This window comes from Campylobacter sp. 1569, from assembly GCF_024723675.1.
GTDB lineage: Bacteria > Campylobacterota > Campylobacteria > Campylobacterales > Campylobacteraceae > Campylobacter_D > Campylobacter_D jejuni_C.
Genome location: NZ_JANQDB010000015.1, coordinates 1 through 25,620, shown reverse-complemented (window position 1 = coordinate 25,620; position 25,620 = coordinate 1). Strand labels below are relative to the sequence as shown.

Below are 25,620 nucleotides of genomic sequence, written 5' to 3'. Positions count from 1 at the left end.
GTACAGGTTTTATTCAAGATGGAAACATACTTTGGCTTCCATCAATGGTAGTAATGAAACTTTAATTTACATCATCGTTTGTATGATTTTATGTATTGGGTTTAAAAATAGTATTGAAAAAACTAATATTATGAAACCAAATGTATTTTATATTTTAGTTGTTATATTTTTCTTATATACATCTATATTTATTTTAGGTGTAATTCCTTATACTGAATTTATTTATTTTAATTTCTAAGGATAAAAATGTTTAAATCATATAAAAAATTTGTATTAAAGGTTCTGTTTATACCTTTACCTTTTATTTTTATTTATCTTATTTATATGTTTATATACGATCCTCTAATGCTTTATCATAAACCTTGGTTTAGAGCAGAAAGCTTTGATAAGGATTCTAGATTAGCTAACCAAGGAATAATTAAAAATTATAGTTTTGATAGTATTATCATAGGTAGTTCAATGTTGGAAAATTCTTCTCCTAAGAAAGCTAGTATTCTTTTAGATGAACGGTTTATTAATATATCTTCTCCCGGACTTTATTTTAATGAAAGAGCAATTTTTTTAAATTATGCTTTTTTTAAAAATAAAAATATTAAACGTGTGGTTTATTCTTTAGATTTAACAATGATTTTAGATTTAGCTACAAGAGATACAAAGTATTTTGATTTTTTATATGATGATAATTATTATAATGATATATTAGTTTATTTACAAAAAAGATTTTTATTTTGTGTCTTAAATATTAATGATGATTGTAGTAAAAACAAAGATTTAGATTCAAGAACTTTTTGGATAAATGACGTGGGACATAGATTTGGCGGTTTTGACAATTGGTTGAAATCTTCAAAACGTTATAAAGGGACAGATTTTGCCTTTGAAAAAATACGACATTCGAAATTTATAATAAAAAATGATTATAGTGAAAAGCAAGTAAAAATGAAACAAATGCAAAATATTTTAAAAGTCTATTTATTTAAAATAATTGAAAAAAACCCTCAAACTGATTTTGATATTTTAATACCATCTTATTCTCGTTTATTTTATTCAATTGATAATGGAGATAGGGGATTGTATTTTAGTAGAATAAAATCTATTCTTCATTGGATTGTTTTAGAGACAAGTAAATATCAAAATGTTAAAATATATGGATTTGATGATTTAGATTATGCAGATGATATTGCAAATTACAGAGATTTAACACACTACAATATCGATATGAATGAGATACAGCTTATGGCAATAAAGAATCAAACAAATATTCTTACCAAGACTAATATTGAGGAGTATCTTGAAAATTTTGAAAATAAAATTAGAAAATACAATATTGATGAATTTATAAAAGCTATAAAAAAATATTTTCCAGAAGTAAAAAATGAAAATTAGCAATTATGTGTAAAACCTCTTGCAAAAGCTTGATAAATGTGTTAAACTTAACAATCATTTTTAATCAAGGAGCTTTTTATGACTAAAGCAGATTTTATTTCTCAAGTTGCTCAAACTGCTGGGCTAACTAAAAAAGATGCAACTGCAGCTACTGATGCAGTAATCGCTACTATTACTGATGTATTAGCTAAAGGTGATAGCATTAGCTTTATTGGTTTTGGTACATTTTCTGTAGCTGAAAGAGCTGCTAGAGAAGCTAGAGTGCCAAGCACTGGTGCTACTATTAAAGTACCTGCTACCAAAGTTGCTAAATTTAAAGTAGGTAAAAATCTTAAAGATGCAGTTGCTGCTGCTAAAACTGCTAAAAAAGCTAAAAAATAATTCTTTGCGCAAAAGTTTCTAACTTTTGCGTTTTTCTTCATAGATTAAGTATTAATTTTCTTTTGATATTGTTTTTAAAAAATTACAAGGAAAACAATGTCAGTTTATAATAATATCTTAGATTGTATAGGTAATACTCCGATTATTTCTTTAAAAGAATTTGCTCCAAATCTTTATGCTAAATGTGAGTATTTTAATCCAAGTCATTCTATCAAAGATAGAGCGGCTGTAGAGATGATAAAACAGGCTTTAAATGAAGGTAAAATCAATCAAGAAACAACCATTATAGAAGCCACAAGTGGAAATACCGGCATAGCTTTAGCAATGATTTGTGCAAGCTTAAAGCTTAAACTTATCATCGCAATGCCTGAGTCTATGAGTATAGAGCGTAGAAAAATGATGAGTTTTTTTGGTGCAAAGCTAGAGCTTACTCAAGCAAGCAAAGGTATGCAGGGAGCGCTTGATAGAGCTAATGAGCTTTTGAGTGAAATTCCAAATTCGTTTATGGTAAGTCAATTTGAAAATACCAACAACAAAAACGCACATAGAAAAAATACTGCTTTAGAAATTTTAAAAGCTTTACCCGATCTTGATATTTTTTTAGCAGGTTTTGGTACAGGCGGGACTATTAGCGGGGTAGGAGAAATTTTAAAAGAACGCAATCCTAATATCAAAATCATAGCTTTAGAACCTGCATCTTCGCCACTTTTGAGTCAAAATACCGCTGCAAGTCATAAAATTCAAGGTATAGGTGCAAATTTTATCCCTAAAATTTTAAATCAAAAAATCATAGATGAGATAGTTTGTGTAAGCAATGAAGATGCTATAAATACAGCCTTAGAGCTTGGTAAAAACGGCATAATGGCAGGAATTTCAAGTGGGGCAAATGTGTATATGGCTAGAAAAATTGCTTTAGAAAATCCTGATAAAAAAGTCTTGACTATACTAAATGATACAGCCGAGAGGTATTTATCAACTGATTTATTTGCAAATTTATAATTAGGAGTGAATATGAGTCAAAATAATGAGCATTTTGATTTAGATCTTGAAAGGGCGATTTTAAGTTCTTGTATATATAGCGAAGATTCTTTTTTTAGTATTTCTTCAGATATTGAGATTAATGATTTTTCACTCAAAGCTCATCAAGATATTTATAAAGCTATTTTAGCTTGTGTGAATGCAGGCGAGCCTATAAGTGCAAGTTTTATAAGAAAACACAAAAAAGTAGACGAGCAAATTTTAGCTGAAGTTTTAGCCACTACTTCCATAGCAGATGTGAGCAAATATGCTTATGAGCTAAGAGAAAAGTCCATTAGACGCCAACTTTTAAATTTTGCTTATACTATACCTACAAGGGTAAATGAAGATAAAAGCATTTCTCAAATTTCAGATGAAATAGGCAAAGAGATTTTTAATCTTACCAACCGTGTAAATAGCAATAGTATTAAAGATATGACTATGGTGATGTCTGAACTTATGGATGAGTTTAAAAAGCAAAAAGAAGCAGAAAACAAAGATATTTTGGGACTTGATACAGGTTTTAGCGAGCTTAATAAAATGACAAAAGGCTTTAAACCTGGCGATCTTGTAATCATTGCTGCACGCCCTGGTATGGGAAAAACTACAATTTGTCTTAATTTTATAGAAAAAACACTAAGGCAAAATAAAGGTGTTGTAATGTTTTCACTAGAAATGCCTGCCACGCAAATCATGCAAAGATTAATCAGCGCAAAAACTTCCATTCCTTTGCAAAAAATTCTAATCGCAGATTTAAACGATGATGAGTGGAGTAGGGTAGGTGATGCTTGTAATGAATATGCACAAAAAAATCTTTATATTTACGATAGTGGCTATGCTAGTATAGCTGATATTCGTTCGATTTTACGCAAAATCAAAGCTCAAGATGAGAGTATTGAGCTTTGCGTAGTAGATTATATCGGTCTTATGATGAGTAATTCAGCTTTTAATGATAGGCATTTACAAGTGAGTGAAATTTCAAGAGGTTTAAAACTTTTAGCAAGAGAATTAAATATGCCAGTAGTGGCACTTTCGCAATTAAATCGCTCATTAGAAAGTAGAGCAAATAAGCGTCCTATGCTTAGTGATTTAAGAGAAAGTGGTGCTATAGAACAAGATGCGGATACGATTTTATTTGTATATAGAGATGAGGTTTATAGAGAGCAAGAAGAAAAAGAAAGAGAAAATAAAGCTAAAAATGAAGGTAAAACTTATGAGAGAAAATTTATGCCAAATCCTGTGCAAGAAAAGGCTGAGCTTATTATAGGTAAAAATAGAAATGGCCCTGTAGGGCATGTGGATTTGCTTTTTTTAAAAGAAAAATCATGTTTTATTGAAGCTCCAAAAGAAGATTTTGTGGTTACAAACTTTGAAGGTTAATTCAAAGGGTAACCATAATTTTTATGCATAAAAAGTTCTAAATCCTTAAAATCGATTTTTCCCATTAGTTCTTCTACGAGTTGCTTATACACTATTTTTCCATCTTTGACCACAAAGGCTGCTCTTGCTAATAATCCTGCAAATATACTATCGCCTATTAAAACTCCATAATTAGTACCAAAATCTTTAAAAGCAAAATCACTTGCTACAATAATATCATCAACCCCTTCAGTAGCACAAAAACGATCCATAGCAAAAGGTAAATCCATACTAATAATAATAACTTCAATATTTTTCATAGAAGCTAATCTTTTGTTAGTTTCTTTTGCTTGTTTAGAGCATACTTGAGTGTCTAAACTAGGAAAGCTTAATAAAATTTGAGTTTTTCCTGGTGGCGCTATTTCTACTGGAGCGAGGTTTTTGGTTCTTAGGGTTATTCTTGGAGCATTATCGCCAACTTCTAGCTCATCTCCTATAAGTTCTATTTCTTGATCTTTATATATAATACTTGCCATAATTTTCCTTTTTTATAATAAAATCATTTTTGCTAAAAGTAAAAAACTAAAAAATCCCAAACTATCGGTAATTGCAGTAATAACTACGCTAGAACCTACAGCAGGATCAATTTTAAATTTTTTTAAAGTTAAAGGTACAAAAGAACCTACAAAACCGGCTAAGGCTAGATTAATTAGCATTGATAAGGCTATAACAAGTCCTAAAAGAGCTGTTTTAAACCATATAAAAGCTATAATACTCATAATACTAGCAAATATAAGTCCATTAAGCAAAGAAATTCCACTCTCTCTTAATATAACTTTTTTAGCGTCTTTAAATTCTACTTCATTGAGTGAAAGTTTTCTAACTGTTACTGCTAAAGCTTGTGAACCTGTATTGCCTCCCATAGAGGCTACGATAGGCATAAGTACTGCTAGAGCTACAAGTTGCTCTATTTCACCTGAAAAAAGGCTAATGATATTAGCTGAGATTAATGAAGTAGTAAGATTGATCATAAGCCAAAAAGCTCTTGCTTTAGCTGCTTTAAAAGCACTTTCTTCTTCAGCATCTTCATCAACTCCGGCTAAGTTATAAATTTGCTCTGTTGCATTTTCTTGGATTAAATCATGAATATCATCATAGGTAATTCTACCTAAAAGCACTCCATCATCATTTACAACCGCTAAAACACTCAAATCATAATCTTCTACTATATCAATAGCCTTTTGTATATCTTCATGATCTTTAATGCTATAACATTTATATTTTTCGCTATTATTTTTAATAATATCTGCAAAACTTAGTTTAAAATCCCAAATCAAAAGATCACTTAAGTTGATAGCATTGCAAAGCTTTCCTTGATTATTTATAATATAAACTTGAAAAATTTGATCCACTTGTCCTGAGTGTTTTAAAATTCTATATCTTTTAATAGCCTTTTCTATACTCTCATCAATAGAAGCTGTGAAAATTTCTGTTTGCATATAAGCACCAGCGGTATTTTCATCATAATTTTTAAGGCGTAAAATTTCTTCTTTATCTTCGGAACTTAAGCGGTTTAAAACGGCTAAAGTTTTTTGTGGATTTAGCTCTTCAAAACGCTTAATCAAATCTGTTGCATCATCACTTTCAAGCTCTTCTACCGCTTTTGCAATCTTTATAATGCTTAAGTGTTCTAAAATATCTTCTAATATATGTTCAGGTGTTATAGTAGCTACATTTGCAAGTGTGTAAGTATCAAAAGATTTAAGGGTTTGTAAATAAAGCTCTTCGTTGTATCTTTTGATAGTCTTTAGAGCTTCATTGGTTTCATAGGTGCTTTGATCTTTAGAAGTATTTTTTAAAAGTTCTTGTGCTTCTAAAAAATCATTCATCATCTCAAAGCTCCATAGAATTTTCTATATTTTGTTCTTTTGGTGGATTTTTATAGTTTTCATCAATACTTTGCAAGCGATTTTCATACTCTTTTGCTATTTTTAAAAATTCTTCTTTGTTTTTACCACTTAGGCTTGATTTTGGAATTTTCACTATGGTTTCGGGATTAATTGCTTTGTTATTTAGATAAAGTCCAAAATGTAAATGTGGTCCAGTACTCATACCAGTAGAGCCTACATAAGCAATCACTTGGCCTTGTTTGACTTTTTGGCCGCGTTTGATTTTTGCAAAACGACTAAGATGAGCATATAAAGTCATATAACCTGATACATGCTTTACTTGTACAACCTTACCATAACCACCTTTTGTTCCAACAAAGCTAATCGTCCCATCTCCTGCGCTCTTAACCGGAGTACCCGTTGGAGCAGCATAGTCAATGCCTAAATGCGCTCTATAGCGTTTTAAGATAGGATGATATCTTGCTCTGGTAAAACGATCTGAAATCCTTGTGTATTTAACAGGCTTAGTTAAAAAGAAATTTTCAAGCTCTTTTCCTTGAGCGTTATAATAAGAATCTTTATATAAAAATACAGAATATTCTTTACCTCTAATATTAGCTAAAGCTGCTTGGATATTAATATCGCCAAAAAGTCTTCCTAGTCTTCTTTTTTGTTCATAAATCAATACTACACTATCGCCTTTTCTAACATTTTTAAAATTAACACTATTTTTAAAAGCTCTTACCATGGCTCTTGCTAAGGTTACGCTACCACTTTCATCATAGACATCTTGATAAGCTGAGTTGTTAATAGCTACGCGAATGGTTCTTTTTTCTTTAGTGTAAGAAATTGGAGTAAAACTTAATACAAATTTGTTTTCATTATTTTTGTAAATATGAATTTGTAAATCATCACTGATTGGAATTAAAACTTGCTCAAGCTCGCCTTGCTCATCTTTTAGCATTTGGTATTTAACACCACTTGTGATTTCTGCACTTAGTTCTTTATCTTCAGTATCAAGGTTATAATATAAATTAAGTGGTATAGAATGATCTTGTAAAAAATCAAGTAAAGTTTTGCCATTTTCCCAAGAAAGCTCTTCAACACTTGAAATAGCAAAAAGTTTTATGGATATAAGTAAAGATATGAAAATTTTTTTCATGATAATTTAAAGCCTTCTAAAATTTAAACATAAATTTGTATTTTACTTAATTTTTCTTACAATTTTGTAAGGAAAAAACAATATAATTTATTTTTTACACTTTTTAAGGAGTATAAATTGTCAAGAATTATCTTAACGCTTTGCTGTTTTTTAGCGTTTTTGCAAGCTAAAAATTTTGATTTAATACAAACAAAACTTGAAAAAGTAGATGATATTTATGGTTATATAAAAGATGATCCTAGAATTTTATTGCACTCAAGTGGTATAGTTGTACATGAAATTGATACGCAAAAATCTATTATTGCAAGAGCTAGTGTGATAGGGCGTGAAAATGGCTTAGTCAAATTACAATTTAAAGTTTTTGATATGCTAGCTCAAGATGCTATGCCTTTGCCAAATGTATTGCCACAAGTAGGCGATAAAATAGTTTTAAATTATTTATATGATAGAGCTTTGATTATAGCTCCTGATAAAAGTGTGTATGATTTTATAGCGCAAAAATTAAATGGAATTTATTTTTTACACCCTGATTTATTTGGTGCGCATATGATACAAGAATACCGCCAAACCCCAAGAAGATCAGATTTTAGATCTTTTTGTTCAAAAAATGCTGTGGGGCTTTTAGTGGTAGCTTTAGAAAATAAAGCTGAGATAGTTGATTGTCAAGACTTTGGTAAGATTGAAGAATTTGTCATACCTCAAGCTCAAAGTTTGCAAATTCCATTTTATTCAAGAATTACAGGTTATAAAAGTGATATTTTTAGCTTAAATGATGAGGCTATTGGAAATTATTATGTATATTATGAAAAATTAATTAGTTTAACTAGAGAAAAATAATGCAAGAAATTCATCAAAAATTCTTTCAAGATCTTTTAGGGGTTGAAAATGCACATTTTGATCCTATTCATAAAAGAGCGTATAGTTATGATGCTACTAAAAAGCATTATTTACCCGATGGAGTACTTTTTCCAAGAGATGAAAATGATATTAGTCAAATTTTAAAATATTGCAATGAAAATAAAATCATCGTCATTCCTAGGGGTTCAGGTAGTGGATTTACCGGTGGAAGCTTGGCTGTTAATGGTGGAGTGGTGTTAAGCTTTGAAAAGCATATGAATAAAATTTTAGAAATTGATCTTGAAAATTTAGTTGCTGTAGTACAACCTGGTGTGATAAATATGGCTTTACAAGAAAAAGTAAAAGAATATGGTTTATTTTATCCGCCTGATCCTGCTAGCATGGAGTATTCTTCTTTAGGAGGAAATGTAAGCGAAAATGCAGGGGGTATGAGGGCTGCTAAGTATGGTATAACTAAAGATTATGTAATGGCTTTAAGAGCGGTTTTGCCTAATGGAGAAATCATTAGAGCAGGTAAAAAAACCATAAAAGATGTAGCAGGTTATAATCTAGCTGGAATTTTAATAGCAAGTGAAGGATCTTTGGCTGTGCTTAGTGAGATTACTTTAAAACTAGTAGCTTTGCCAAAGTTTAAAAAAACAGCAATGGGGATTTTTAACAGCATTGATGAAGCAATGAATGCAGTTTATAAAACTTTAGCTAAAGGTGTAACTCCTGTATCTATGGAATTTTTAGATCAATTAAGCATACAAGCATTAGAGCAAAAATTCCAAAAAGGCTTACCTATGGATGCGGGTGCGATTTTAATCGCTGATGTAGATGGTAATGTAGAAGAAGCTATTGAAGCAGATTTAAAAATCTTGCAAGAAAGTTTTTATGAATCTGGTGTAAGAGAGTTTAAAATAGCAAAAGATGAACAAGAAGCAGCTAATATTTGGTTTGCTAGAAGAAATTGCTCTCAAAGCATAGCAATGTATGGAAATTTAAAGCTTAATGAAGATATTACAGTGCCACGTTCAAAACTACCTGAGCTTTTAAAAGGCATAGCTGAAATTTCTAAAAAATATGGTTTTAAAATTCCTTGTTTTGGTCATACTGGCGATGGCAATGTGCATACTAATGTAATGGTAAGTGATAAAAATAATCCTGAATTAGTTAAAAAAGGTTATGAAGCTGTGGAAGAGGTGTTTAAGCTTACAGTCTCTTTAGGTGGGACTTTAAGTGGAGAGCATGGCATAGGCATTTCAAAAGCTCCTTTTATGAAGCTTGCTTTTAGTGAAGCTGAAATGGACTTAATGAGAAATATCAAAAAAGCATTTGATCCAAATAATATACTCAATCCTTTCAAAATGGGACTTTGATGAATTTTAAAAACTTATTTAAAATTCTTTTAGCTTTAAGAGATAAAGAAATTTTAAATTATGCTGCGGCTTTGAGCTTTTATACTATCTTATCTTTAATACCACTTTTGTTTTTGTGTTTTTGGGTTTTTACCCAAATTCCAAGTTTTGAAATATATCAAGAAAGAATTAAAAATTTAATTTTTACTTTTTTAATCCCAACTCAACAAGAATTAATCATACAATACATCAATACATTTTTAAAAAACAGCGTAAATTTAGGACTTATAGGGCTTTTAGCTATGGCTTTGACTTCTTTGGCTTTTTTTTCAGGTTATGATTATGTGATCAATAAGCTCTTAGAAGAAGATTCTAAAAGTCTTTGGCACAGTATAAGTTCTTATTGGACTTTAGCAACCTTAACTCCACTTGGGCTTGGAGTGAGTTTTTATATTTCAGGTTTTATACAAAAAACCTTAGATGATTTTAATATTGCTTTAAATTTTTTTGAGATTTTACCTTATGTGATTATATGGGCTTTGTTTTTTGTATCTTATTCAAGTTCAGTAAGCAAAAAAGGCGATTTAAAAACTTTACTTATTAGTTCTTTTGGTGCTTCTGTGATTTGGTATATTTCTAAGATGATTTTTGTATATTATGCTGTATATAATAAAACTTATTTAAATGTATATGGTTCTTTTTCTGTAATATTATTTTTCTTTTTGTGGATTTATATTTCTTGGATTATTTATCTTTTGGGATTAAAGGCTTATTTACTTTTAAATCAAGAAAATAAAGGGAATAAACCCAAGAGAAACTACAAAAAGAGCTAAGTATTTATTAAATATAGCGATTAAAGATAAAATTAAATAAATAAAATAAAACACAAAAGGTATTGATAGATTAATCGCATGCATTTTAAACTCAAAAAAATGCATTAAATATAAATCTAATAAATTTCCATAAGAAAAAATATGCAAGATTAAAACCAAAGGATAAAATATCACAAAGATTAAGCTTAAAGGTATGGCTAAAAATTGCTGAAAACTAAGTAGAGGAAAAAAGTATAATACAGGGATAATCATTGCTAAAAAAGTCCAGATATTTAGCAAAAAAATATGAGTAAAATTTGAAAATTGATCTTTAAAATGGTGAAGATACAAATAAATATAAAAAACTCCCAAAATAGAAAATAAAAACCCAACGCTAAAAAGAAGTTTTGGAAAAATGCTAATACAAAATGCTATACTTAAAAATAAAAATTTAAAACTGAGTATTTTAATATTTTTACTAAATAAATAAAAAGCAAAAATGCTCATTAGTAAAGCTCTTGTGTAAGAAGGACTAAAATCTATTAAAAATATATACAAAATTAAAAGCAAGAAAGCAAAAATACTAATATCAAGTTTTAAACTTCTATAAGGAAAATATCGTTTATGAAAAAAAGCGTATAAAGGAGCAAAAATCAAAAAGCAAAAGCTAAATAACAAGCCCAAATGATACCCGCTAATAGCGATTAAATGCGCGATATTATAAAAATTTACATCATTTCTAAGTTCACTTGATACATTTTTTGCAAAAAATAAAGCCCCGTAAAATTCTTTGATTTTTTCATTTTGATGTTGATTTAAAAAATACCTTATTAAGGTATTTTCTTTTTGTGTTTTGGTTTTGTTAAAATCATAACTTGGCACATAAAAACTTTTACTAAGATAATCTTTAAAGTTAATATTTTTAGTAATTATTCTAAGATTTATTACATCGTTTTTACTTAAATTTAGATCTTTATAACTAGTAGTATAAAAAATAAAATCAGAATTTTTAAGTTTTAAAACTTGATATTTTTTACCTTTTTTATTAGTTTTTTCATAAGAAGATAAAACGATATTATCTTTAAGTAATAAATGCTTAGTAAGTTTAAAATTTTGATATTTTTTATACTCATAGATGAAATTTAAACTAAAAATTGCTAAAAAACATAATAATAAAATAAAAAATTCTCTATAAGTTTCTTTTATAGAGAATTTTAAACTCATTTTTTCTTAGAAAAGCGTGATAAATATAACCATATAATAAAAATTAAAGTGATTATAAAAGCAGGAGCTATGTAAGGATAGTTGGTAAATACTTCAAAAGCCTCTTTTAGAGTATTTCCAAAAATAAAACCAGCATAGCCTAAAACAACAGCCCAAATCAGACTAGCTAAGGTATTGATGATAAAAAATCTTACAAAGCTAAATTTACAAAGACCTGCTGCTATAGGAATGATAGTTTTTACTCCATAGATAAATTTTTGCACCACTAAAAGCAAGTCGCCGTATTTTTTGATTTTCATCATAGCAAGAGCAATTTTTCTTCTATGATTTTTAAAATAAGGCATTATGTCTTTTTTGTAGTATTTTCCCAAGATAAACAACAATGTTGAGCCTATGGTATTAGCTAAAAAGGCTAAAAATATACATAAATGTAAATCAAGTTTAGTAGAACTTGCACAAAGCACTCCTGCAGCAAGTATAGCAACCATACCTCCACCAAAGGAATAAAAAAATAAAATCAAATAACCATAAGTGCTTAGATTATCTATCATTTCTTGCATGAAAAACCTTATCTTGCAAAATCAATAGCTCTAAGTTCTCTGATGACATTGACTTTTATTTCACCAGGGTATTGAACTTTTTCTTGAATTTCTTCAGCTATTTCTTTGGCTAAAAGCACAGATTCATCATCATTGACTAATTTTGCATTAACAATAACTCTAATCTCCCTACCAGCATTAATAGCATAAGCTTTTTTAACCCCTTCTTTGCTCTTTGCTATCTCTTCAAGTTCGCTTACTCTTTTTAAGAAGGCTTCTAAAACCTCACGTCTTGCGCCAGGACGCGCAGCACTTAGTGTATCTGCTGTGCAAACTGCAGCTGATTCTATGCTAATAGCTTCTTCATGCCCATGATGAGCATAAATTGCATTAATCACAACAGGATGTTCTTTGTATCTTTTGCAAAGTTCAGCTCCTAAATCCACATGAGAGCCTTCAAATTCATGCGTTAAAGCCTTACCTATATCATGTAAAATCCCAGCTCTTCTTGCTAGTTTTTCATCCCCGCCACACTCAGCTGCTATGATTCCAGCTAAATGTGCCACTTCTAAAGAATGCGCTAGAGCATTTTGACCATAACTTGCTCTATATCTTAATTTTCCTATTAATTTAACAATTTCAGGATGGATATTATTAAGTCCTAAATCCATTACTATAGTTTGACCTTCTTCTAGGATATTATCTTCAAATTCTTTACAAACTTTTTCATGAATTTCTTCTATTTTTGCAGGTTGTATTCTGCCATCTTCAACTAAAAGTTCAATTACCTTTGTAGCAATGGCGCGTCTATAAAGATTAAAACAACTTACTATGATTGCTCCAGGTGTGTCATCGATGATAATATCAACACCCAAAACCATTTCTAAGGTTTTAACATTTCTTCCTTCTTTGCCTATAATGCGTCCTTTTAATTCATCGTTTTTGATATTTACTACATTAATTAATCTTTCAGCAGCAAATTCTCCCGCAAATCTTGAAGTAGCTTGTGCCAAGATAAAATTAACCTTTCTTTTGGCTTCGTTTCTAGCTTCTTCTTCGTATTTTCTAACAATATGAGCAATTTCAGCTCTTGAGTTTTCTTCTACTTTTTGTAAAACTATATTTTTTGCTTCTTCTTGTGTAAGACCAGCTGAATGTTCAAGGATTTTTAATACTTCATTTAGTTTTGTTTCATAGTTTTGTTTTAAATTTTCATTTTCCTCATGTAAAGCTTTTATGGTTTGCTGCTCTTTTACTAACTTGTTTTTGTTTTCTTCATGAAGCTTTTCTTGATAATGAAGGTTTTGTTCTTTTTTGTTGAGTTCTTCAAGCTTGATAGAATGCTCTTTTTGTAGTTTTTGAATTTTTTCATCAAATTTTTTCTTTGCTGCAAATTCAGCTTCAGCGACTGAATTTTTAGCATCTTTAAGTGTTAGCTCGGCTTCATATTCAATAGCTTTTGCTTTTGCTTTTGCTTGCTCTAAAAAGATATTGAAATTTGCATCATTAATCTTTTTGGCGACTATATACCCAATCCCTCCGCCTATAAAAACGGCTATTAATGCAACTAATATTTCTATCATTGTTTTTGACTTTCCTAAAATATTTTTTATAAGGGTTTATATAAAAATTTCCTTTTATATCATGATCTTGGCTAAAAATTTGATGAGATTTTGCATCTATCATTTGTGTAAAAATAACCAAAGGTTTTTTATAAGAAATACTTTCAAAAAACCTATCATAAAAACCTTGACCATGACCGATTCTTCCTAATTTTGCGTCTACACCTATTACAGGGATGATTGCAACATCAATATGAGTTTGTAAAAAAGAATCTTTTGGTTCATATACCCCAAAGCTCTTTTTTTCAAGAGCTAACCTTAATTTTACTACCTTTAAACTTTTATCTTGCATAAATGGAACAAAAATTTGATATTTTTTTGTTAGAAAATGTCTGAATTTATAAAGATTGATTTCATATTTCAAAGGGATATATATGAGGATATTTTTGCAATTTTTGTATAAATTTAGAATTTTCTTTATTTCTTGAAAAACTAAAAAATCCCTTTTGTATTGATATTTTAATTTTAAATGCATTTTGGATTTTTGTTTTATTCTAAAATTGTTTTTTATCAAGGCTTTCCTTAAAGTTTTTAACTTTTTATGTTATACTTTTAAGCTTAAAAAATCATAAGGATAAGAATTGAAATTTAAAATTTTTTTAGTAATTTTTATCGCGATATTTTTCACTTCATGTTCGAGTGATAAAGAAAATTCCAGCACTGAAAATACAAATAATGCAAGTTTGACTCAAAGTGAAAACACTGATTTTACTTTGAAATTTTTAGATGGTAGGAAAATGTATGTGAAATATCATGAGCAAGTATTTAATTTTGATGATACAGCTAAAGCTAAGTTGTTTGTTTTTTTTACAAGTTGGTGTGTACCTTGTAAGGCTCAAATTCCACATTTAAATAATTTAAATAAAAAATATCAAGACAAATTTGAAGTAATAACGCTTTTTTTAGAAGAAAATAAAGAGCAAGAAATATTAACTTTTATAGAAGATGAAAAAATGAAATTTTCAGCGGCTATAGGAGGGAATAATTTTGTTTTTTCTAAAATTTTAAATGTCAATTCTATTCCAACGATGGTGTTGTTTAATGCAAAAGGCGAAAAGATTAAAGAGTATTTAGGGATAATCCCTGAAGAAATGTTAGATATAGATATACAAAAAGCGATAATGTAATGTTTGGATTTTTAAAAAATGGTTTGAAAAAAACCTTAGAAAGTATTCATTTAGTTAAAGCTTCAAATAAAATCATTACCAAAGATTTACTTGAAGAAATGCTTTTAGAAGCTGATGTGGCGTATGAAATAGTTGAAGAGATTATTTATTATCTTCCTCCAAATGATGAGGTTAAAAAGGCTGATTTAGAGCGTGTTATGGGGACTTATTTTATTTATGATAAGCCAGAACTTGCTAATGCTAAGCCTTTTGTGGATTTGATTTTAGGTGTAAATGGGGTAGGTAAGACTACAAGCATTGCTAAAATGGCACATTTACATAAAGAAAATGGTGAAAAAGTTATACTTGGAGCTTGTGATACTTTTAGAGCAGGAGCCATAGAGCAGTTAAAATTATGGGCACAAAAATTAAATATAGATATCATAGCTACTTCACAAGGACACGATCCTTCAGCAGTTGCTTATGATGCTATTTCTAAAGCTTTGGCAAAAAACTATGATAGGGTTATTTTAGATACAGCAGGACGCTTGCAAAATCAAAAAAATCTTGCTAATGAGCTTGAAAAAATCGTTCGCATAAGCGATAAAGCTATGCAAGGAGCTCCTCATAGAAAAATCCTTGTGCTTGATGGCACTCAAGGCGTAGCAGGAATTTTACAAGCAAAAGCTTTTAATGATTTAGTAAAACTTGATGGAGTGATTATTACAAAACTTGATGGAACTGCTAAAGGTGGAGCTTTATTTAGCATAGCAAGAGAGCTTGAACTTCCTATTTTATATGTAGGAGTAGGAGAGCAACTAGGACAAATTCATGAGTTTAATCCTAGTGAATATGTTAAAACTTTAGTTGAAGAGATTTTTGCATAATTTATGGCTAAAAAACATATTTTATTTGAATGCCAAGCTTGTGGAAATCAACAAAGTAAATGGCTGGGCAAATGTCCTGAATGTGGTTCTTGGGATAGTTTTGTTGAGCTAAAGCAAGAACAAATTAAGGTTTTAAAAGAGTTAAATTCGCTCTCAAACACTCCAAGTTCTGCAGTATGTATCAATGATGTTATAGCAGAAAATTTCACACGTATTAGTACTGATGATAATGAGCTTGATTTGGTTTTAGGTGGTGGGCTTGTTGTAGGTTCTTTGGTGTTAATTGGGGGTTCACCTGGGGTTGGAAAATCCACACTTTTATTAAAAATTGCTTCGAATTTGGCTAAAAGTGGTAAAAAAGTACTTTATGTAAGTGGCGAGGAAAGCAAATCTCAAATCAAACTGCGTGCAGATCGTTTAAATGCAAATTGCGAGAATTTATTTTTACTTACTGAGCTTTGCTTGGAAGATATTTTAAGCGAGCTTTCTAAAAAAGATTATGAAATTTTAATTATTGATTCTATACAAACTTTATATTCTAATAAAATTACTTCAGCAGCAGGTAGTATCACTCAAGTTAGAGAAATTACTTTTGAGTTAATGCGCTATTCTAAGGCCAACAATATTAGCACTTTTATCATAGGGCATATTACTAAAGATGGAGCTATAGCTGGACCTAGAATTTTAGAGCATATGGTAGATGTAGTGCTTTATTTTGAAGGTGATGCTAATAAAGAAATAAGAATTTTAAGAGGTTTTAAAAATCGTTTTGGAAATATTTCTGAAGTTGGTATTTTTGAAATGACTTCTAAGGGTTTAATTAGCACTAAAGACATAGCTAATAGATTTTTTACGCGTGGTAAAGCAGTAAGTGGTAGTGCTTTAAGTGTTGTGATGGAAGGAAGTAGAGCCTTAGTACTAGAAATTCAAGCCTTAGTTTGCGAGAGTGCTTATCCAAAACGCAGTGCAACAGGCTATGAAAAAAATCGCTTAGATATGCTTATAGCTTTACTTGAGAGAAAGCTTGAAATTCCTTTGGGTCATTATGATGTTTTTATTAATGTAAGTGGTGGAGTGAAAATTAGCGAAACTGCAGCAGATTTAGCGGTGGTTGCGGCGATTATTTCAAGTTTTAAAAATCGCCCTTTAAGTAAAGATAGTGTTTTTGTGGGCGAACTTAGTTTAAATGGTGAGATCAAAGAAGTATTTTCACTTGATGTGCGTTTAAAAGAAGCTAAAATGCAAAAATTTAAAAATGCCATAGTGCCTGTAAAACCTATGGAAGAACTTGGCTTAAAATGTTTTGTAGCCAAAGAATTACGTGAGGTTTTAGAATGGATGTAAAATTTGATGTAATCATTATAGGTTCAGGTCTTGGAGGCTTAAGTGCGGGTGCTTTTTTAGCTAGAAATGGTAAAAAAGTTTTAGTTTTAGAACAGCATTCTTTAATCGGTGGTTGCGCTACTTGTTTTAAAAGAAAAGGCGCTTTGATTGATGCGGGACTTCATGAGATGGACCTAGGTGAAGCAAAAACTGATATGAAGCATTTGGTTTTTGATAAGCTTGGTATAAAGAATAAAATTCAAATTTTACCTTTACCAAGTGCATGGAGTATTAAAAGTAAAAATTATAATCTAACTTTACCTCATGGTATAGAAAAAGTAAAAGAAGTTTTGAAAAAAGAATTTCCGCAAGAGTGCAAAGGTATAGATAAATATTTTAAAGCTATAAAAACGCAAGCTTATGCTATTCGAAGATTTCCTTGGGATTTAAAATTAAGTGAGTTATTGTTGTTTCCTTTTGACACTGCTTGGATATTTATTAAAAATAGATTGTTTAATAAAAAAGTTTATGATGTTTTAAATGCTTATATTAAAAATGATAAGCTAAAAAAGATTTTAAATGCAAATATGAGTTATTATCATCATGATAGTAAAGAATTTATTTTTAGTTTTCATGCTATTGCACAAAAGCATTATTATGATGGTGGGGTGTATATTAAAGGTGGCTCGCAAGCTTTAAGTGATGTCTTGGCTGAGGTTATCAAAGAAAATCAAGGGCAGGTTTTAGCTAAGGCTGAAGTTGTTAAAATACTCACAAAAGATCAAAAAGCTTATGGAGTAGAATACATTCAAAATAATCAAAAACACACCATCCATGCGCAAAATATCATCGCAAATTGTGATCCTTTAATCGTATATAAAGACTTGCTTAAAGATTTAAATTTAACCCAAGAAATCAAAGCAATAGAGTCTAAAAAGCGCGCTTGTTCTTTGGTAAGTGCTTATTTTATTTATGATAAAGATATTTCTAAAATTTATAAAAATATGGATTATTGTAATTTTATATTTGAAGATGATTTTTTAAATAGTTCATATGAAAATACTAATATTTTAAAACTAGATATCAAAAAAAGACCTATGGCTTTTGTGAATTATTCTAAGGTTGATAGTGGCTTAGCTAGTGATAAGTATATAGGTGTTGTAGCTTTTAGTTCAAATTATAGCGAATGGGATTTAAATAAGCAAGATTATAAAACTAAAAAAGAAGAAGTGTTAAAAGCTATAGTGCAAAGACTAGATGAGATTTTTCCGAATTTAAGTTCACACTTAATCCATCAAGAATTAGCTACCCCAAAAACTATACAAAGATACACTAAAGCTTATGAAGGTGCAATTTATGGATTTTCTCAAGATCAAGAAGGAGTTAAATATAGGTTACATTATAAAAGTAAAAGTATAGAAAATTTGTATTTTGCTAATGCTTTTATATTTCCTGGTGGTGGCTTTACAGGCGCGATTTTGGGTGGATATTTTTGTGCTAATAAAATGAATTTTCATTAAAATATAAGCAATTTTTTTCTATAATATTAGCTTTGAAATATTTATTCTGCTAAGGATTTTTAATGAAGGATTTATTTTTATTTAGTTCTTTTATAGATTCTAGTCACACTTTTGCATACTTTTTTCATTTGGGTATAGTAGTTGTGATTTCTTTGATTTTAGCAAAACTTGCTACAAGATCTATGCAAATTGTCCCAAGAGGTAGTCAGAATTTAGCCGAAGCTTACATGGAAGGCATTTTAAGTATGGGTAGAGATACTATGGGTAGTGATGAAGCTGCTAGAAAATATTTACCTTTAGTTGCAACTATAGGTTTTATGGTATTTTTTAGTAATATTATAGGAATTATCCCTGGTTTTGAAGCTCCAAGTGCTAGTTTAAATTTTAGTGCTTCTTTGGCTATTATAGTATTTGTGTATTATCATTTTGAAGGCATTAGAACTCAAGGATTTTTTAAGTATTTTGCACATTTCATGGGACCTGTGAAAATTCTAGCGCCTTTAATGTTTCCTATAGAAGTGGTTTCTCATTTTTCAAGAGTTATTTCTTTATCTTTCCGTTTATTTGGTAATATTAAAGGAGATGATTTATTCTTAGCAGTTATTTTAGCTCTTGTGCCTTGGGTTGCACCACTGCCTGCTTATATGCTTTTAACTTTTATGGCATTTTTACAATCTTTTATTTTTATGATTTTAACTTATGTTTATTTAGCAGGTGCAACTGTAGTTGATGAGCATCATTAATTTTTAAAAAGCAAAAAATTATTTTTTGCTTTTTTCTTTTTTAATATACTTCTTTTATTCTTTTTTAAACTCTTTTTGAAATAAAAAACGCTAGAATAAATAAAAAATTCTAAGGAAAATTTTAATGTTTGAAGTTGTTATAGGACTTGAAGTTCATGCGCAATTAAATACAAAAACAAAAATCTTTTGCTCATGTGCGACTTCTTTTGGAGAAAAATCAAATACTAATGTATGCCCAACATGTTTAGCTTTACCAGGTGCTTTACCTGTATTAAATCAAGAAGCGGTAAAAAAAGCCATAGCATTTGGAAAAGCAGTTAATGCAACTATAAATAAAAAAAGTATTTTTAATAGAAAAAATTATTTTTATCCTGATTTGCCAAAAGCTTATCAAATTTCACAATTTGATATTCCTATAGTAGAAAATGGTGAGTTATTTATTAATGTAAATGGAGAAAATAAACGCATAGGTATCACCAGAGCTCATTTAGAAGAAGATGCAGGAAAAAATATACATGAGAGTAATTTCTCAAAAGTAGATTTAAATAGAGCAGGTACGCCTTTGCTTGAAATCGTTAGTGAGCCTGAACTTAGAAGTTCTGATGAGGCAGTGGCTTATTTAAAAAAATTGCATTCTATTATAAGATTTTTAGATATTTCAGATGCAAATATGCAAGAAGGTAGTTTTAGATGTGATGCTAATGTTAGTATTCGTCCAAAGGGTGATGATAAGCTTTATACTAGAGTGGAGATTAAAAACTTAAATTCATTTCGTTTTATCCAAAAGGCGATTGAGTATGAAGTAAAACGCCAAAGTGAAGCTTGGGAAGATGGAAAATACGATCAAGAAGTTGTGCAAGAAACAAGATTGTTTGATACGGTTAATTTAGTTACTAGAAGTATGAGAGGTAAAGAAGATTCTGCTGAATATAGATATTTCCCTGATCCTGATCTTTTACCTGTGATTTTAAATGATGAAATGCTAAATCAAGATATACCTGAACTTCCTGATGAGAAAAAAGCTAGATTTGTTAGTGAATTAGGTATTAAAGAAAGTGATAGTGAAGTGATTGTTTCTTCATTAGAGCTTTGTAGATATTTTGAGTATCTAATTAATCAAAAATTAAATCCAAAACTTTGTGTTACTTGGCTTACGACTGAGTTAATGGGACTTTTAAAAGGCGAATTGACCATAGAAAACTCACCTATAAAACAAGAAAAATTAGCTATTTTAATCAAACGCATAGAAGAAGGTGTTATTAGTGCTAAAGCAGGTAAGGATATTTTAGCTTATGTGTTTGAAAACACAGAAGTTGAAATTGATGATGCTATTGAAAAACTTGGTTTAAAACAAGTAAGTGATGATAGTGCTATTGAAAAGATTATTGATGAAATTTTAGCAAATAATGAAGATAAAGTAACTGAATATAAAAGTGGTAAAGATAAACTTTTTGGTTTCTTTGTTGGTCAAGCAATGAAAGCAGGTAAAGGTGCATTTAATCCTGCTAAGGTAAATGAAATTTTAAAAGCAAAACTTGGTTAAATATGAAAATAGCAGTTGTTGGTGCAGGAAAATGGGGAAGTGCTTTATATGATGCATTGAGTGTTAAAAATGAATGCGTGATAACTTCTTTTCATGAAAAAGATCTTTCTTATTTTGTTAGCACCAAAGAAGCTTTAGAATATGAATATTTAGTTTTTGCTTTATACGCTCAAGGAATACATGAGTGGCTTGCAAATAATTTTAAAGATTTAAATCAAAAAATTCTTGTAGCTTCTAAAGGTATTGATTATAAAAGTTTAAAATTTATGGATGAGGTTTTTAGTGAGTTTATAAGTAGTGATAGACTTTGTTTTTTAAGTGGTCCTTCTTTTGCAAGTGAAGTTTTAGAAAAAAAACCTTGTGCTTTGGTTGTTAGTGGTAAAAATCAAGAGCTTTGTAATCAATTTGCAAGTTTTTTTCCAAATTATATTAAAACCTATACAAGTTCTGATGTTAAAGGCGCTGAAATTTGTGGTGCATATAAGAATGTTTTAGCAATTGCAAGCGGGGTTTGCGATGGTTTAAATTTAGGTAATAATGCAAGAGCTTCTTTGGTTTCAAGAGGCTTGGTGGAAATGCACCGCTTTGGACAATTTTTTAATGCTAAAGAAGAAACTTTTTTAGGACTTAGTGGGGCTGGAGATTTATTTTTAACAGCTTCAAGCAATCTATCAAGAAATTATAGAGTAGGTTTGAGTCTAGCTAGTGGTAAAAATATAAAAGATATTTTGATGGAACTTGGTGAGGTAGCCGAAGGAGTGCAAACTGCTTATGCTATACATTCTTTATCAAAACAATTTCAAATTTATACCCCAATTGTTAATGAAGTAGTCTTAATGTTAGAGGGTAAAAATGCTTGGGAATCTTTGAAAGATTTGATGTCATCAAAGGAGGAAATATCATGATTATCAAAAATGCAAAAATTTATGGTGAGCAAAAGCTTGATCTTAAAATAGAAGATGGAAAAATCACTCAAATTGCTAATGATTTAAATGATGATGAGCATATTGTTGATATAGAAGGTAAGACTTTACTTCCTTCATTTATTGATTTAAATGTTAGTTTGCTTGATAATGAATTTAGTATAGATAGATTATATGATCTAGAAAAAGCATGCTTAAAAGGTGGGGTGGGAACTATTGTTTTAAAAGATAGTTTAGAAGCTAATACTCAAGGCTATGCACTTTATTTTGATAAATTAAAATCTTTAGATATTAATGTTTTACCTATTATTAATGTATTAGATAAAACAAAAAAATTAAAAAATATTGCTACCTTGATTGATATAGGTGCAAAAGGCTTAGAGCTTTCAAGTACTTTGGGTGCAAATTATTTAAGACAATGTATGCAATATGCTAATATGAAATCCACCCCGGTGTTTTTAAAGTGTTTTGATGAGAGTTTTGATGATCATGGAGTGATGAATGATGGACAAATAAGCTTTGAATTAGGTCTTATAGGAATTAGTAATATAGCTGAAACTAGTGAAGTAGCAAAAATGAAAGAACTAATGGAATTTTATAAAAACAAAGCTTGTTTTAGTTCTTTAGCAATTGCAAGATCATTTGAATTATTGCATGATCAATATAGTGAAATTTCAATCCATCATTTAATCAAAGATGAAAGTGCATGTGAAAATTTCAATACTCAAGCAAAAATTTTACCTCCACTGAGAGCAAAAAATGAATTAATAAGTCTTAAAAAATTACTTCAAGATAAAAAAATTACTTTCTTAAGCTCTTTACATACTCCTAGCACTAAAAAAGATTTAGCTTTTGATGAAGCAGATTTTGGAGTGAATGCCATAGCTATGTATATGAGTTTATGTTTTACATATTTAGTAAAAGAAGGTATTTTAACTTGGAAAGAATTATGTGATTTTACAAGTTATAATCAAGCGCAATTTTTAGGGTTAAACAAAGGTAAAATAGAACTTGGTTTTGATGCTGATTTAGTTGTATTTGATGAAAATCTTTCTTTTAATGGAGAAGGTTTATATGTAAATGATATCTTACAAGGTAAGGTAGAAAAAAGCTTTATAGCAGGAAAAGTTTTTAGCCTTTAAGCTAAAAACTTTTATTTATTCTGCATAGCTTGTGCTACTTGAGCTGAGCTATTTCTAATTTTTTCCATACACTCTCTAGCTTCTTTAGCTAAGTCCACACTTTGATTTACGCCGCTTAAGCCATCTTTAATGCTTTGTACCACTTCAGCTGTTACATTTCTTATAGAATTAATGGTAGTAGTAATTTCATTTACTGAATGTCCAGTTCTTTCAGCTAGATTTCTAACTTCATCAGCAACTACGGCAAAGCCTCTACCATGCTCACCTGCACGCGCTGCTTCAATAGCTGCATTTAGTGCTAAAAGATTAGTTTGATCAGCTATATCACTAATGGTTTGAATGATATTTTTAATTTCTTCTGATTGCTCATTTAGCGATGAAACCAAATTACTACTATTATTCATCATATCAGCAATGCCTTGAATATTTTGAACTGTATTTTCTATAACGCTATCACCTTCTTGAGTTAAATTATCATTTTGCTCAGCTAATTCGCTGATAAGTTTTAATTTTTCTTCATCTCTTACAACTTGCTCGGTAATATCTGTTGCAAATTTAATAACTTTGTAAATTTCTCCATCATCATTTTTAATAGGATTATAACTTGCTTCTAAATGGATTAGCTTATTGTTTTTACCAAAGCGTATAAATTTTCCTGATTGAAATTTACCGCTTCTTAGCTCTTCCCAAAAAATTGTATATTCTTTTGAATTTCTAAATTTTTCTTCACAGAACATACTATGATGCTTTCCTTTGATTTCGCTTAATGAATAGCCCATAGTTTGAGTAAAATTTTCATTAGCACTTAAAATTTCTCCATAAGGATTAAACTCGATAATGGCCATAGAACGATTAGCGGCATCTATGGTGTTTTTTAGATCAAGCATTTCATAGTGTCTTTGAGTGATATCGTTTGCAAATTTAATAACCTTATATACTTCGTTATTTTGGTTTAAAATAGGAAGATAATTTGCTTCAAGATAAATATCTTTTCCGCCTTTTGCAATACGTCTAAAAAGACCATTTCTTGATTTACCGCTTTTTAAATCTCTCCAAAAGTCAACATAGCGTTGTGATTTTACTACCTCAGGCAAGCAAAACATACTATGGTGTTTTCCTTTAATTTCATCTAGAGAGTAATTCATGGTTTTTAGAAAATTTTCATTAGCACTAATAATAGTCCCATCTGTTTGAAATTCTATCATAGCCATAGTTTTACCAATGGCATTAAGTATATCTTGAAAAGCTTGAATGGACTGCTCTAATTGAGTAATTTGTTCATTAATTTTTTTCTTGTTGATAAACATAAAACCCCTTTATAAAATAATTTGAAATTATATAGTGTTTTTTAAAATAAATAATTTGTTTATATTAGTTTTTTGTTAAATTAGAGAATTTTTCTTGTAAAGAAAATCTTATTAAATCATTGATTTTTTCACTATCATTTAAGAATTGTTTATTGAGATTTTCTAGTTCTTTTAAAAAATTAAAAAGAGTTTCTTCCCATAATGCATTATTTTTTTTACTTAAGTTCATGGTTTGAATATGATTAAGTTTTCTACTCATATCGCTTAAATTTTCTAAAAATTCATCTTTGTAATTTTCATTTTGAAGTGTAAAAGTATTTTGCAAAAGATTATTTTTGATATTTCTTATTTCTTCATTGATTAGATCACAAAATTCAGGATAGATGTCATTTTTTATAGGTTCAAGTAAAGATTGCTCGTCTAATTTTAAAGTGTATTTTTTAATAGCAAAGAAAAGAACTAAAAAAGCTAATGCACTAATTAAGAGATAAAAAACCATTTTTCTAAAATTTCCTTAAAATGGTGCGGTTAGCGAGATTTGAACTCGCACACGCTGAGCGCACCACCCCCTCAAGATGGCGTGTCTACCAATTCCACCATAACCGCATAAGCCCCACAAGAGGGCTTTGAAAATTTTAAGCTGCTACTAATGCTTGGAATGGATTAGCATAAAGAGCGATAAGAGCAATAACAAGCGCATAAATAACTTGAGCTTCAATCATCGCTAAAGCAATAAACATAGTAGTCATTAATTTACCACCAAGACCAGGGTTTCTAGCAGTACCTGCTATAGTTGCTGCTGCAGTATTACCCATACCGATAGCTCCACCTAAAGCTGCAACACCAAGTCCTAAACCTGCTGCTAAGATAGAAAAAGAAGCTAACCATTGATTCATAGAACCTTCAGCTGCAAATGCAAAACCGCTTAAAGCTAGCATTAAAAATACGATTTTTTTCATAGTTTTTCCTTATAAAAATTTAAATCCTTTCGGCTTGCGTATCCCTACTCGTGATTTATAAAAGCGTAATTATATATCAATATAGCTTTAAAATTATTGAAATTTAAATTAATATATCTATTTTAAAACAAATTAAAGTTTTTTTTAGCTACATTAAAAATTTTTTATAGTTTTATAAATTTAAGGTTATTTTTATGAATGAAAAATTTTCTAAAATAGGTTTTGTATTAGCAGTGGCAGGTTCAGCTGTTGGACTTGGAAATGCTTGGAAATTCCCAACTTTAGTAGGACAAAATGGAGGCTCAGCTTTTGTACTTTTGTATTTACTTTTGACTTTGGGCGTAGGTTTTGTGATATTTTTAGCCGAACTTAGCATAGGAAAACTCAGCGAAAAAGACCCGGTGAATGCTTATTATACTTTAGCTCCAAAATATAAAAGAGCTTGGTCTATAGTTGGTTTTTCTTTAATAGGTGCTATTTTGATTGTATCTTTTTATAGTGTGATTATAGGATGGATTGTCAAATATGCTTATTTTGGATTTTTTCCTTTACCAAAAAGCATAGAAGAAAGTGGTGTTATT

The 25,620-nt window shown here is 29.7% G+C and carries 24 protein-coding genes, 1 tRNA gene and 4 pseudogenes; 17 read left to right on the top strand and 12 right to left on the bottom strand.

Annotated elements, in window-relative coordinates:
• The 5 genes and pseudogenes from CAMP5060_RS07065 to CAMP5060_RS07045 form a co-directional block, all read left to right on the top strand.
• Positions 1-238: pseudogene (locus tag CAMP5060_RS07065) on the top strand (hypothetical protein); the annotation flags it as partial.
• Positions 239-246: 8 nt separating this feature from the next.
• Positions 247-1,383, top strand: a complete 1,137-nt coding sequence (locus CAMP5060_RS07060; RefSeq protein ID WP_337218142.1) for a hypothetical protein — start codon at positions 247-249, stop codon at positions 1,381-1,383.
• Positions 1,384-1,461: 78 nt separating this feature from the next.
• Positions 1,462-1,764 (top strand): HU family DNA-binding protein, encoded by a 303-nt coding sequence (locus tag CAMP5060_RS07055; RefSeq protein ID WP_039619003.1) that lies wholly within the window; start codon positions 1,462-1,464, stop codon positions 1,762-1,764.
• 96 nt (positions 1,765-1,860) lie between these two features.
• Positions 1,861-2,763, top strand: coding sequence for a cysteine synthase A (gene cysK / locus CAMP5060_RS07050; protein WP_261545109.1), 903 nt, complete (start codon positions 1,861-1,863; stop codon positions 2,761-2,763).
• 12 nt (positions 2,764-2,775) lie between these two features.
• Positions 2,776-4,161, top strand: a complete 1,386-nt coding sequence (locus tag CAMP5060_RS07045) for a replicative DNA helicase (protein ID WP_087699265.1) — start codon at positions 2,776-2,778, stop codon at positions 4,159-4,161.
• Here the strand turns inward: CAMP5060_RS07045 and tpx are convergent.
• The 3 genes from tpx to CAMP5060_RS07030 are packed head-to-tail and all read right to left on the bottom strand — an operon-like array spanning position 4,158 to position 7,191.
• Positions 4,158-4,676, bottom strand: a complete 519-nt coding sequence (gene tpx, locus CAMP5060_RS07040) for a thiol peroxidase (protein ID WP_214100167.1) — start codon at positions 4,674-4,676, stop codon at positions 4,158-4,160. The two genes, CAMP5060_RS07045 and tpx, sit on opposite strands and share 4 nt — an antisense overlap.
• A 12-nt stretch (positions 4,677-4,688) precedes the next feature.
• A complete protein-coding gene (mgtE, locus tag CAMP5060_RS07035; RefSeq protein ID WP_214100166.1) occupies positions 4,689-6,032 on the bottom strand; it encodes a magnesium transporter in 1,344 nt (447 codons plus the stop codon).
• 1 nt (position 6,033) lies between these two features.
• The gene (locus tag CAMP5060_RS07030) at positions 6,034-7,191 is read right to left on the bottom strand and encodes a peptidoglycan DD-metalloendopeptidase family protein (protein ID WP_214100165.1); all 1,158 of its coding nucleotides are present in this window, start codon (positions 7,189-7,191) and stop codon (positions 6,034-6,036) included.
• Between the two features lie 126 nt (positions 7,192-7,317).
• Here CAMP5060_RS07030 and CAMP5060_RS07025 point away from each other — a divergent pair, with 126 nt between their 5' ends.
• The 3 genes from CAMP5060_RS07025 to CAMP5060_RS07015 are packed head-to-tail and all read left to right on the top strand — an operon-like array spanning position 7,318 to position 10,222.
• A complete protein-coding gene (locus tag CAMP5060_RS07025; protein WP_214125853.1) occupies positions 7,318-8,028 on the top strand; it encodes a plasminogen-binding N-terminal domain-containing protein in 711 nt (236 codons plus the stop codon).
• Positions 8,028-9,410 carry an FAD-linked oxidase C-terminal domain-containing protein gene (locus CAMP5060_RS07020; protein WP_087699274.1) on the top strand — a complete coding sequence of 461 codons (1,383 nt, stop codon included), beginning with the start codon at positions 8,028-8,030 and terminating at the stop codon, positions 9,408-9,410. Before CAMP5060_RS07025 ends, CAMP5060_RS07020 begins: the two co-directional genes overlap by 1 nt.
• A complete protein-coding gene (locus CAMP5060_RS07015; RefSeq protein WP_039628795.1) occupies positions 9,410-10,222 on the top strand; it encodes a ribonuclease BN in 813 nt (270 codons plus the stop codon). The genes CAMP5060_RS07020 and CAMP5060_RS07015 overlap by 1 nt, the downstream gene beginning before the upstream one ends.
• Here the strand turns inward: CAMP5060_RS07015 and CAMP5060_RS07010 are convergent.
• From CAMP5060_RS07010 to CAMP5060_RS06995, 4 genes are read right to left on the bottom strand one after another with little or no spacing between them, the layout of a single operon-like run.
• Positions 10,169-11,425 (bottom strand): ComEC/Rec2 family competence protein, encoded by a 1,257-nt coding sequence (locus tag CAMP5060_RS07010; RefSeq protein WP_337218141.1) that lies wholly within the window; start codon positions 11,423-11,425, stop codon positions 10,169-10,171. The two genes, CAMP5060_RS07015 and CAMP5060_RS07010, sit on opposite strands and share 54 nt — an antisense overlap.
• Positions 11,422-11,985 carry a DedA family protein gene (locus CAMP5060_RS07005; protein WP_087699278.1) on the bottom strand — a complete coding sequence of 188 codons (564 nt, stop codon included), beginning with the start codon at positions 11,983-11,985 and terminating at the stop codon, positions 11,422-11,424. The genes CAMP5060_RS07010 and CAMP5060_RS07005 overlap by 4 nt, the downstream gene beginning before the upstream one ends.
• Positions 11,986-11,993: 8 nt before the next feature.
• A complete protein-coding gene (gene rny, locus CAMP5060_RS07000; RefSeq protein WP_261529965.1) occupies positions 11,994-13,547 on the bottom strand; it encodes a ribonuclease Y in 1,554 nt (517 codons plus the stop codon).
• A complete protein-coding gene (locus tag CAMP5060_RS06995; RefSeq protein ID WP_214125814.1) occupies positions 13,471-14,100 on the bottom strand; it encodes a 5-formyltetrahydrofolate cyclo-ligase in 630 nt (209 codons plus the stop codon). Before CAMP5060_RS06995 ends, rny begins: the two co-directional genes overlap by 77 nt.
• Before the next feature lie 67 nt (positions 14,101-14,167).
• On the opposite strand from CAMP5060_RS06995, the gene CAMP5060_RS06990 reads away from it, so the two are divergent.
• From CAMP5060_RS06990 to CAMP5060_RS06955, 8 genes are all read left to right on the top strand, one after another.
• On the top strand, positions 14,168-14,713 hold the full coding sequence (locus CAMP5060_RS06990) for a TlpA family protein disulfide reductase (protein ID WP_337218140.1): 546 nt from the start codon (positions 14,168-14,170) through the stop codon (positions 14,711-14,713).
• Positions 14,713-15,579, top strand: coding sequence for a signal recognition particle-docking protein FtsY (gene ftsY / locus CAMP5060_RS06985; RefSeq protein ID WP_214100283.1), 867 nt, complete (start codon positions 14,713-14,715; stop codon positions 15,577-15,579). Before CAMP5060_RS06990 ends, ftsY begins: the two co-directional genes overlap by 1 nt.
• A 3-nt stretch (positions 15,580-15,582) precedes the next feature.
• Entirely contained in the window at positions 15,583-16,923 is a 1,341-nt protein-coding gene (gene radA / locus CAMP5060_RS06980; protein ID WP_087699289.1) for a DNA repair protein RadA, read from the top strand.
• The gene (locus CAMP5060_RS06975) at positions 16,914-18,422 is read left to right on the top strand and encodes a phytoene desaturase family protein (RefSeq protein WP_087699291.1); all 1,509 of its coding nucleotides are present in this window, start codon (positions 16,914-16,916) and stop codon (positions 18,420-18,422) included. Before radA ends, CAMP5060_RS06975 begins: the two co-directional genes overlap by 10 nt.
• Before the next feature lie 62 nt (positions 18,423-18,484).
• Positions 18,485-19,165, top strand: coding sequence for a F0F1 ATP synthase subunit A (locus CAMP5060_RS06970; RefSeq protein ID WP_039668715.1), 681 nt, complete (start codon positions 18,485-18,487; stop codon positions 19,163-19,165).
• A 124-nt stretch (positions 19,166-19,289) separates the two neighbouring features.
• Complete coding sequence (gene gatB / locus CAMP5060_RS06965) at positions 19,290-20,708, top strand: Asp-tRNA(Asn)/Glu-tRNA(Gln) amidotransferase subunit GatB (RefSeq protein ID WP_087699293.1); 1,419 nt, start codon at positions 19,290-19,292, stop codon at positions 20,706-20,708.
• 2 nt (positions 20,709-20,710) lie between these two features.
• Positions 20,711-21,613, top strand: a complete 903-nt coding sequence (locus CAMP5060_RS06960; RefSeq protein ID WP_214100287.1) for an NAD(P)H-dependent glycerol-3-phosphate dehydrogenase — start codon at positions 20,711-20,713, stop codon at positions 21,611-21,613.
• The gene (locus tag CAMP5060_RS06955) at positions 21,610-22,773 is read left to right on the top strand and encodes a metal-dependent hydrolase (RefSeq protein ID WP_261529968.1); all 1,164 of its coding nucleotides are present in this window, start codon (positions 21,610-21,612) and stop codon (positions 22,771-22,773) included. Before CAMP5060_RS06960 ends, CAMP5060_RS06955 begins: the two co-directional genes overlap by 4 nt.
• Before the next feature lie 11 nt (positions 22,774-22,784).
• Here CAMP5060_RS06955 and cetZ (CAMP5060_RS08340) read toward each other — a convergent pair.
• The 5 genes and pseudogenes from cetZ (CAMP5060_RS08340) to CAMP5060_RS06935 form a co-directional block, all read right to left on the bottom strand.
• Positions 22,785-23,210, bottom strand: a pseudogene (gene cetZ / locus CAMP5060_RS08340) (energy taxis response protein CetZ); the annotation flags it as partial.
• A 102-nt stretch (positions 23,211-23,312) separates the two neighbouring features.
• A pseudogene (gene cetZ, locus CAMP5060_RS08335) lies at positions 23,313-23,978 on the bottom strand (energy taxis response protein CetZ); the annotation flags it as partial.
• Positions 23,979-24,144: 166 nt separating this feature from the next.
• Entirely contained in the window at positions 24,145-24,579 is a 435-nt protein-coding gene (locus CAMP5060_RS06945) for a hypothetical protein (RefSeq protein WP_263667247.1), read from the bottom strand.
• A 21-nt stretch (positions 24,580-24,600) separates the two neighbouring features.
• Positions 24,601-24,686 (bottom strand) — tRNA-Leu (locus tag CAMP5060_RS06940).
• A 29-nt stretch (positions 24,687-24,715) separates the two neighbouring features.
• Positions 24,716-25,039, bottom strand: a complete 324-nt coding sequence (locus tag CAMP5060_RS06935) for a F0F1 ATP synthase subunit C (protein WP_012661906.1) — start codon at positions 25,037-25,039, stop codon at positions 24,716-24,718.
• A 194-nt stretch (positions 25,040-25,233) separates the two neighbouring features.
• On the opposite strand from CAMP5060_RS06935, the pseudogene CAMP5060_RS06930 reads away from it, so the two are divergent.
• Positions 25,234-25,620: pseudogene (locus tag CAMP5060_RS06930) on the top strand (sodium-dependent transporter); the annotation flags it as partial.

Excerpts from the sequence above, each read along its gene's own strand:
- gatB (WP_087699293.1), top strand. The coding sequence starts at position 19,290 with ATGTTTGAAGTTGTTATAGGACTTGAAGTTCATGCGCAATTAAATACA.
- CAMP5060_RS06970 (WP_039668715.1), top strand. The coding sequence starts at position 18,485 with ATGAAGGATTTATTTTTATTTAGTTCTTTTATAGATTCTAGTCACACT.
- CAMP5060_RS07055 (WP_039619003.1), top strand. The coding sequence starts at position 1,462 with ATGACTAAAGCAGATTTTATTTCTCAAGTTGCTCAAACTGCTGGGCTA.
- CAMP5060_RS06960 (WP_214100287.1), top strand. The coding sequence starts at position 20,711 with ATGAAAATAGCAGTTGTTGGTGCAGGAAAATGGGGAAGTGCTTTATAT.
- mgtE (WP_214100166.1), bottom strand. The coding sequence starts at position 6,032 with ATGATGAATGATTTTTTAGAAGCACAAGAACTTTTAAAAAATACTTCT.
- CAMP5060_RS06935 (WP_012661906.1), bottom strand. The coding sequence starts at position 25,039 with ATGAAAAAAATCGTATTTTTAATGCTAGCTTTAAGCGGTTTTGCATTT.
- CAMP5060_RS07030 (WP_214100165.1), bottom strand. The coding sequence starts at position 7,191 with ATGAAAAAAATTTTCATATCTTTACTTATATCCATAAAACTTTTTGCT.
- CAMP5060_RS07015 (WP_039628795.1), top strand. The coding sequence starts at position 9,410 with ATGAATTTTAAAAACTTATTTAAAATTCTTTTAGCTTTAAGAGATAAA.
- tpx (WP_214100167.1), bottom strand. The coding sequence starts at position 4,676 with ATGGCAAGTATTATATATAAAGATCAAGAAATAGAACTTATAGGAGAT.
- CAMP5060_RS06945 (WP_263667247.1), bottom strand. The coding sequence starts at position 24,579 with ATGGTTTTTTATCTCTTAATTAGTGCATTAGCTTTTTTAGTTCTTTTC.
- radA (WP_087699289.1), top strand. The coding sequence starts at position 15,583 with ATGGCTAAAAAACATATTTTATTTGAATGCCAAGCTTGTGGAAATCAA.
- cysK (WP_261545109.1), top strand. The coding sequence starts at position 1,861 with ATGTCAGTTTATAATAATATCTTAGATTGTATAGGTAATACTCCGATT.
- ftsY (WP_214100283.1), top strand. The coding sequence starts at position 14,713 with ATGTTTGGATTTTTAAAAAATGGTTTGAAAAAAACCTTAGAAAGTATT.
- rny (WP_261529965.1), bottom strand. The coding sequence starts at position 13,547 with ATGATAGAAATATTAGTTGCATTAATAGCCGTTTTTATAGGCGGAGGG.
- CAMP5060_RS07045 (WP_087699265.1), top strand. The coding sequence starts at position 2,776 with ATGAGTCAAAATAATGAGCATTTTGATTTAGATCTTGAAAGGGCGATT.
- CAMP5060_RS07005 (WP_087699278.1), bottom strand. The coding sequence starts at position 11,985 with ATGCAAGAAATGATAGATAATCTAAGCACTTATGGTTATTTGATTTTA.
- CAMP5060_RS06955 (WP_261529968.1), top strand. The coding sequence starts at position 21,610 with ATGATTATCAAAAATGCAAAAATTTATGGTGAGCAAAAGCTTGATCTT.
- CAMP5060_RS07060 (WP_337218142.1), top strand. The coding sequence starts at position 247 with ATGTTTAAATCATATAAAAAATTTGTATTAAAGGTTCTGTTTATACCT.
- CAMP5060_RS07010 (WP_337218141.1), bottom strand. The coding sequence starts at position 11,425 with ATGAGTTTAAAATTCTCTATAAAAGAAACTTATAGAGAATTTTTTATT.
- CAMP5060_RS07020 (WP_087699274.1), top strand. The coding sequence starts at position 8,028 with ATGCAAGAAATTCATCAAAAATTCTTTCAAGATCTTTTAGGGGTTGAA.
- CAMP5060_RS06975 (WP_087699291.1), top strand. The coding sequence starts at position 16,914 with ATGGATGTAAAATTTGATGTAATCATTATAGGTTCAGGTCTTGGAGGC.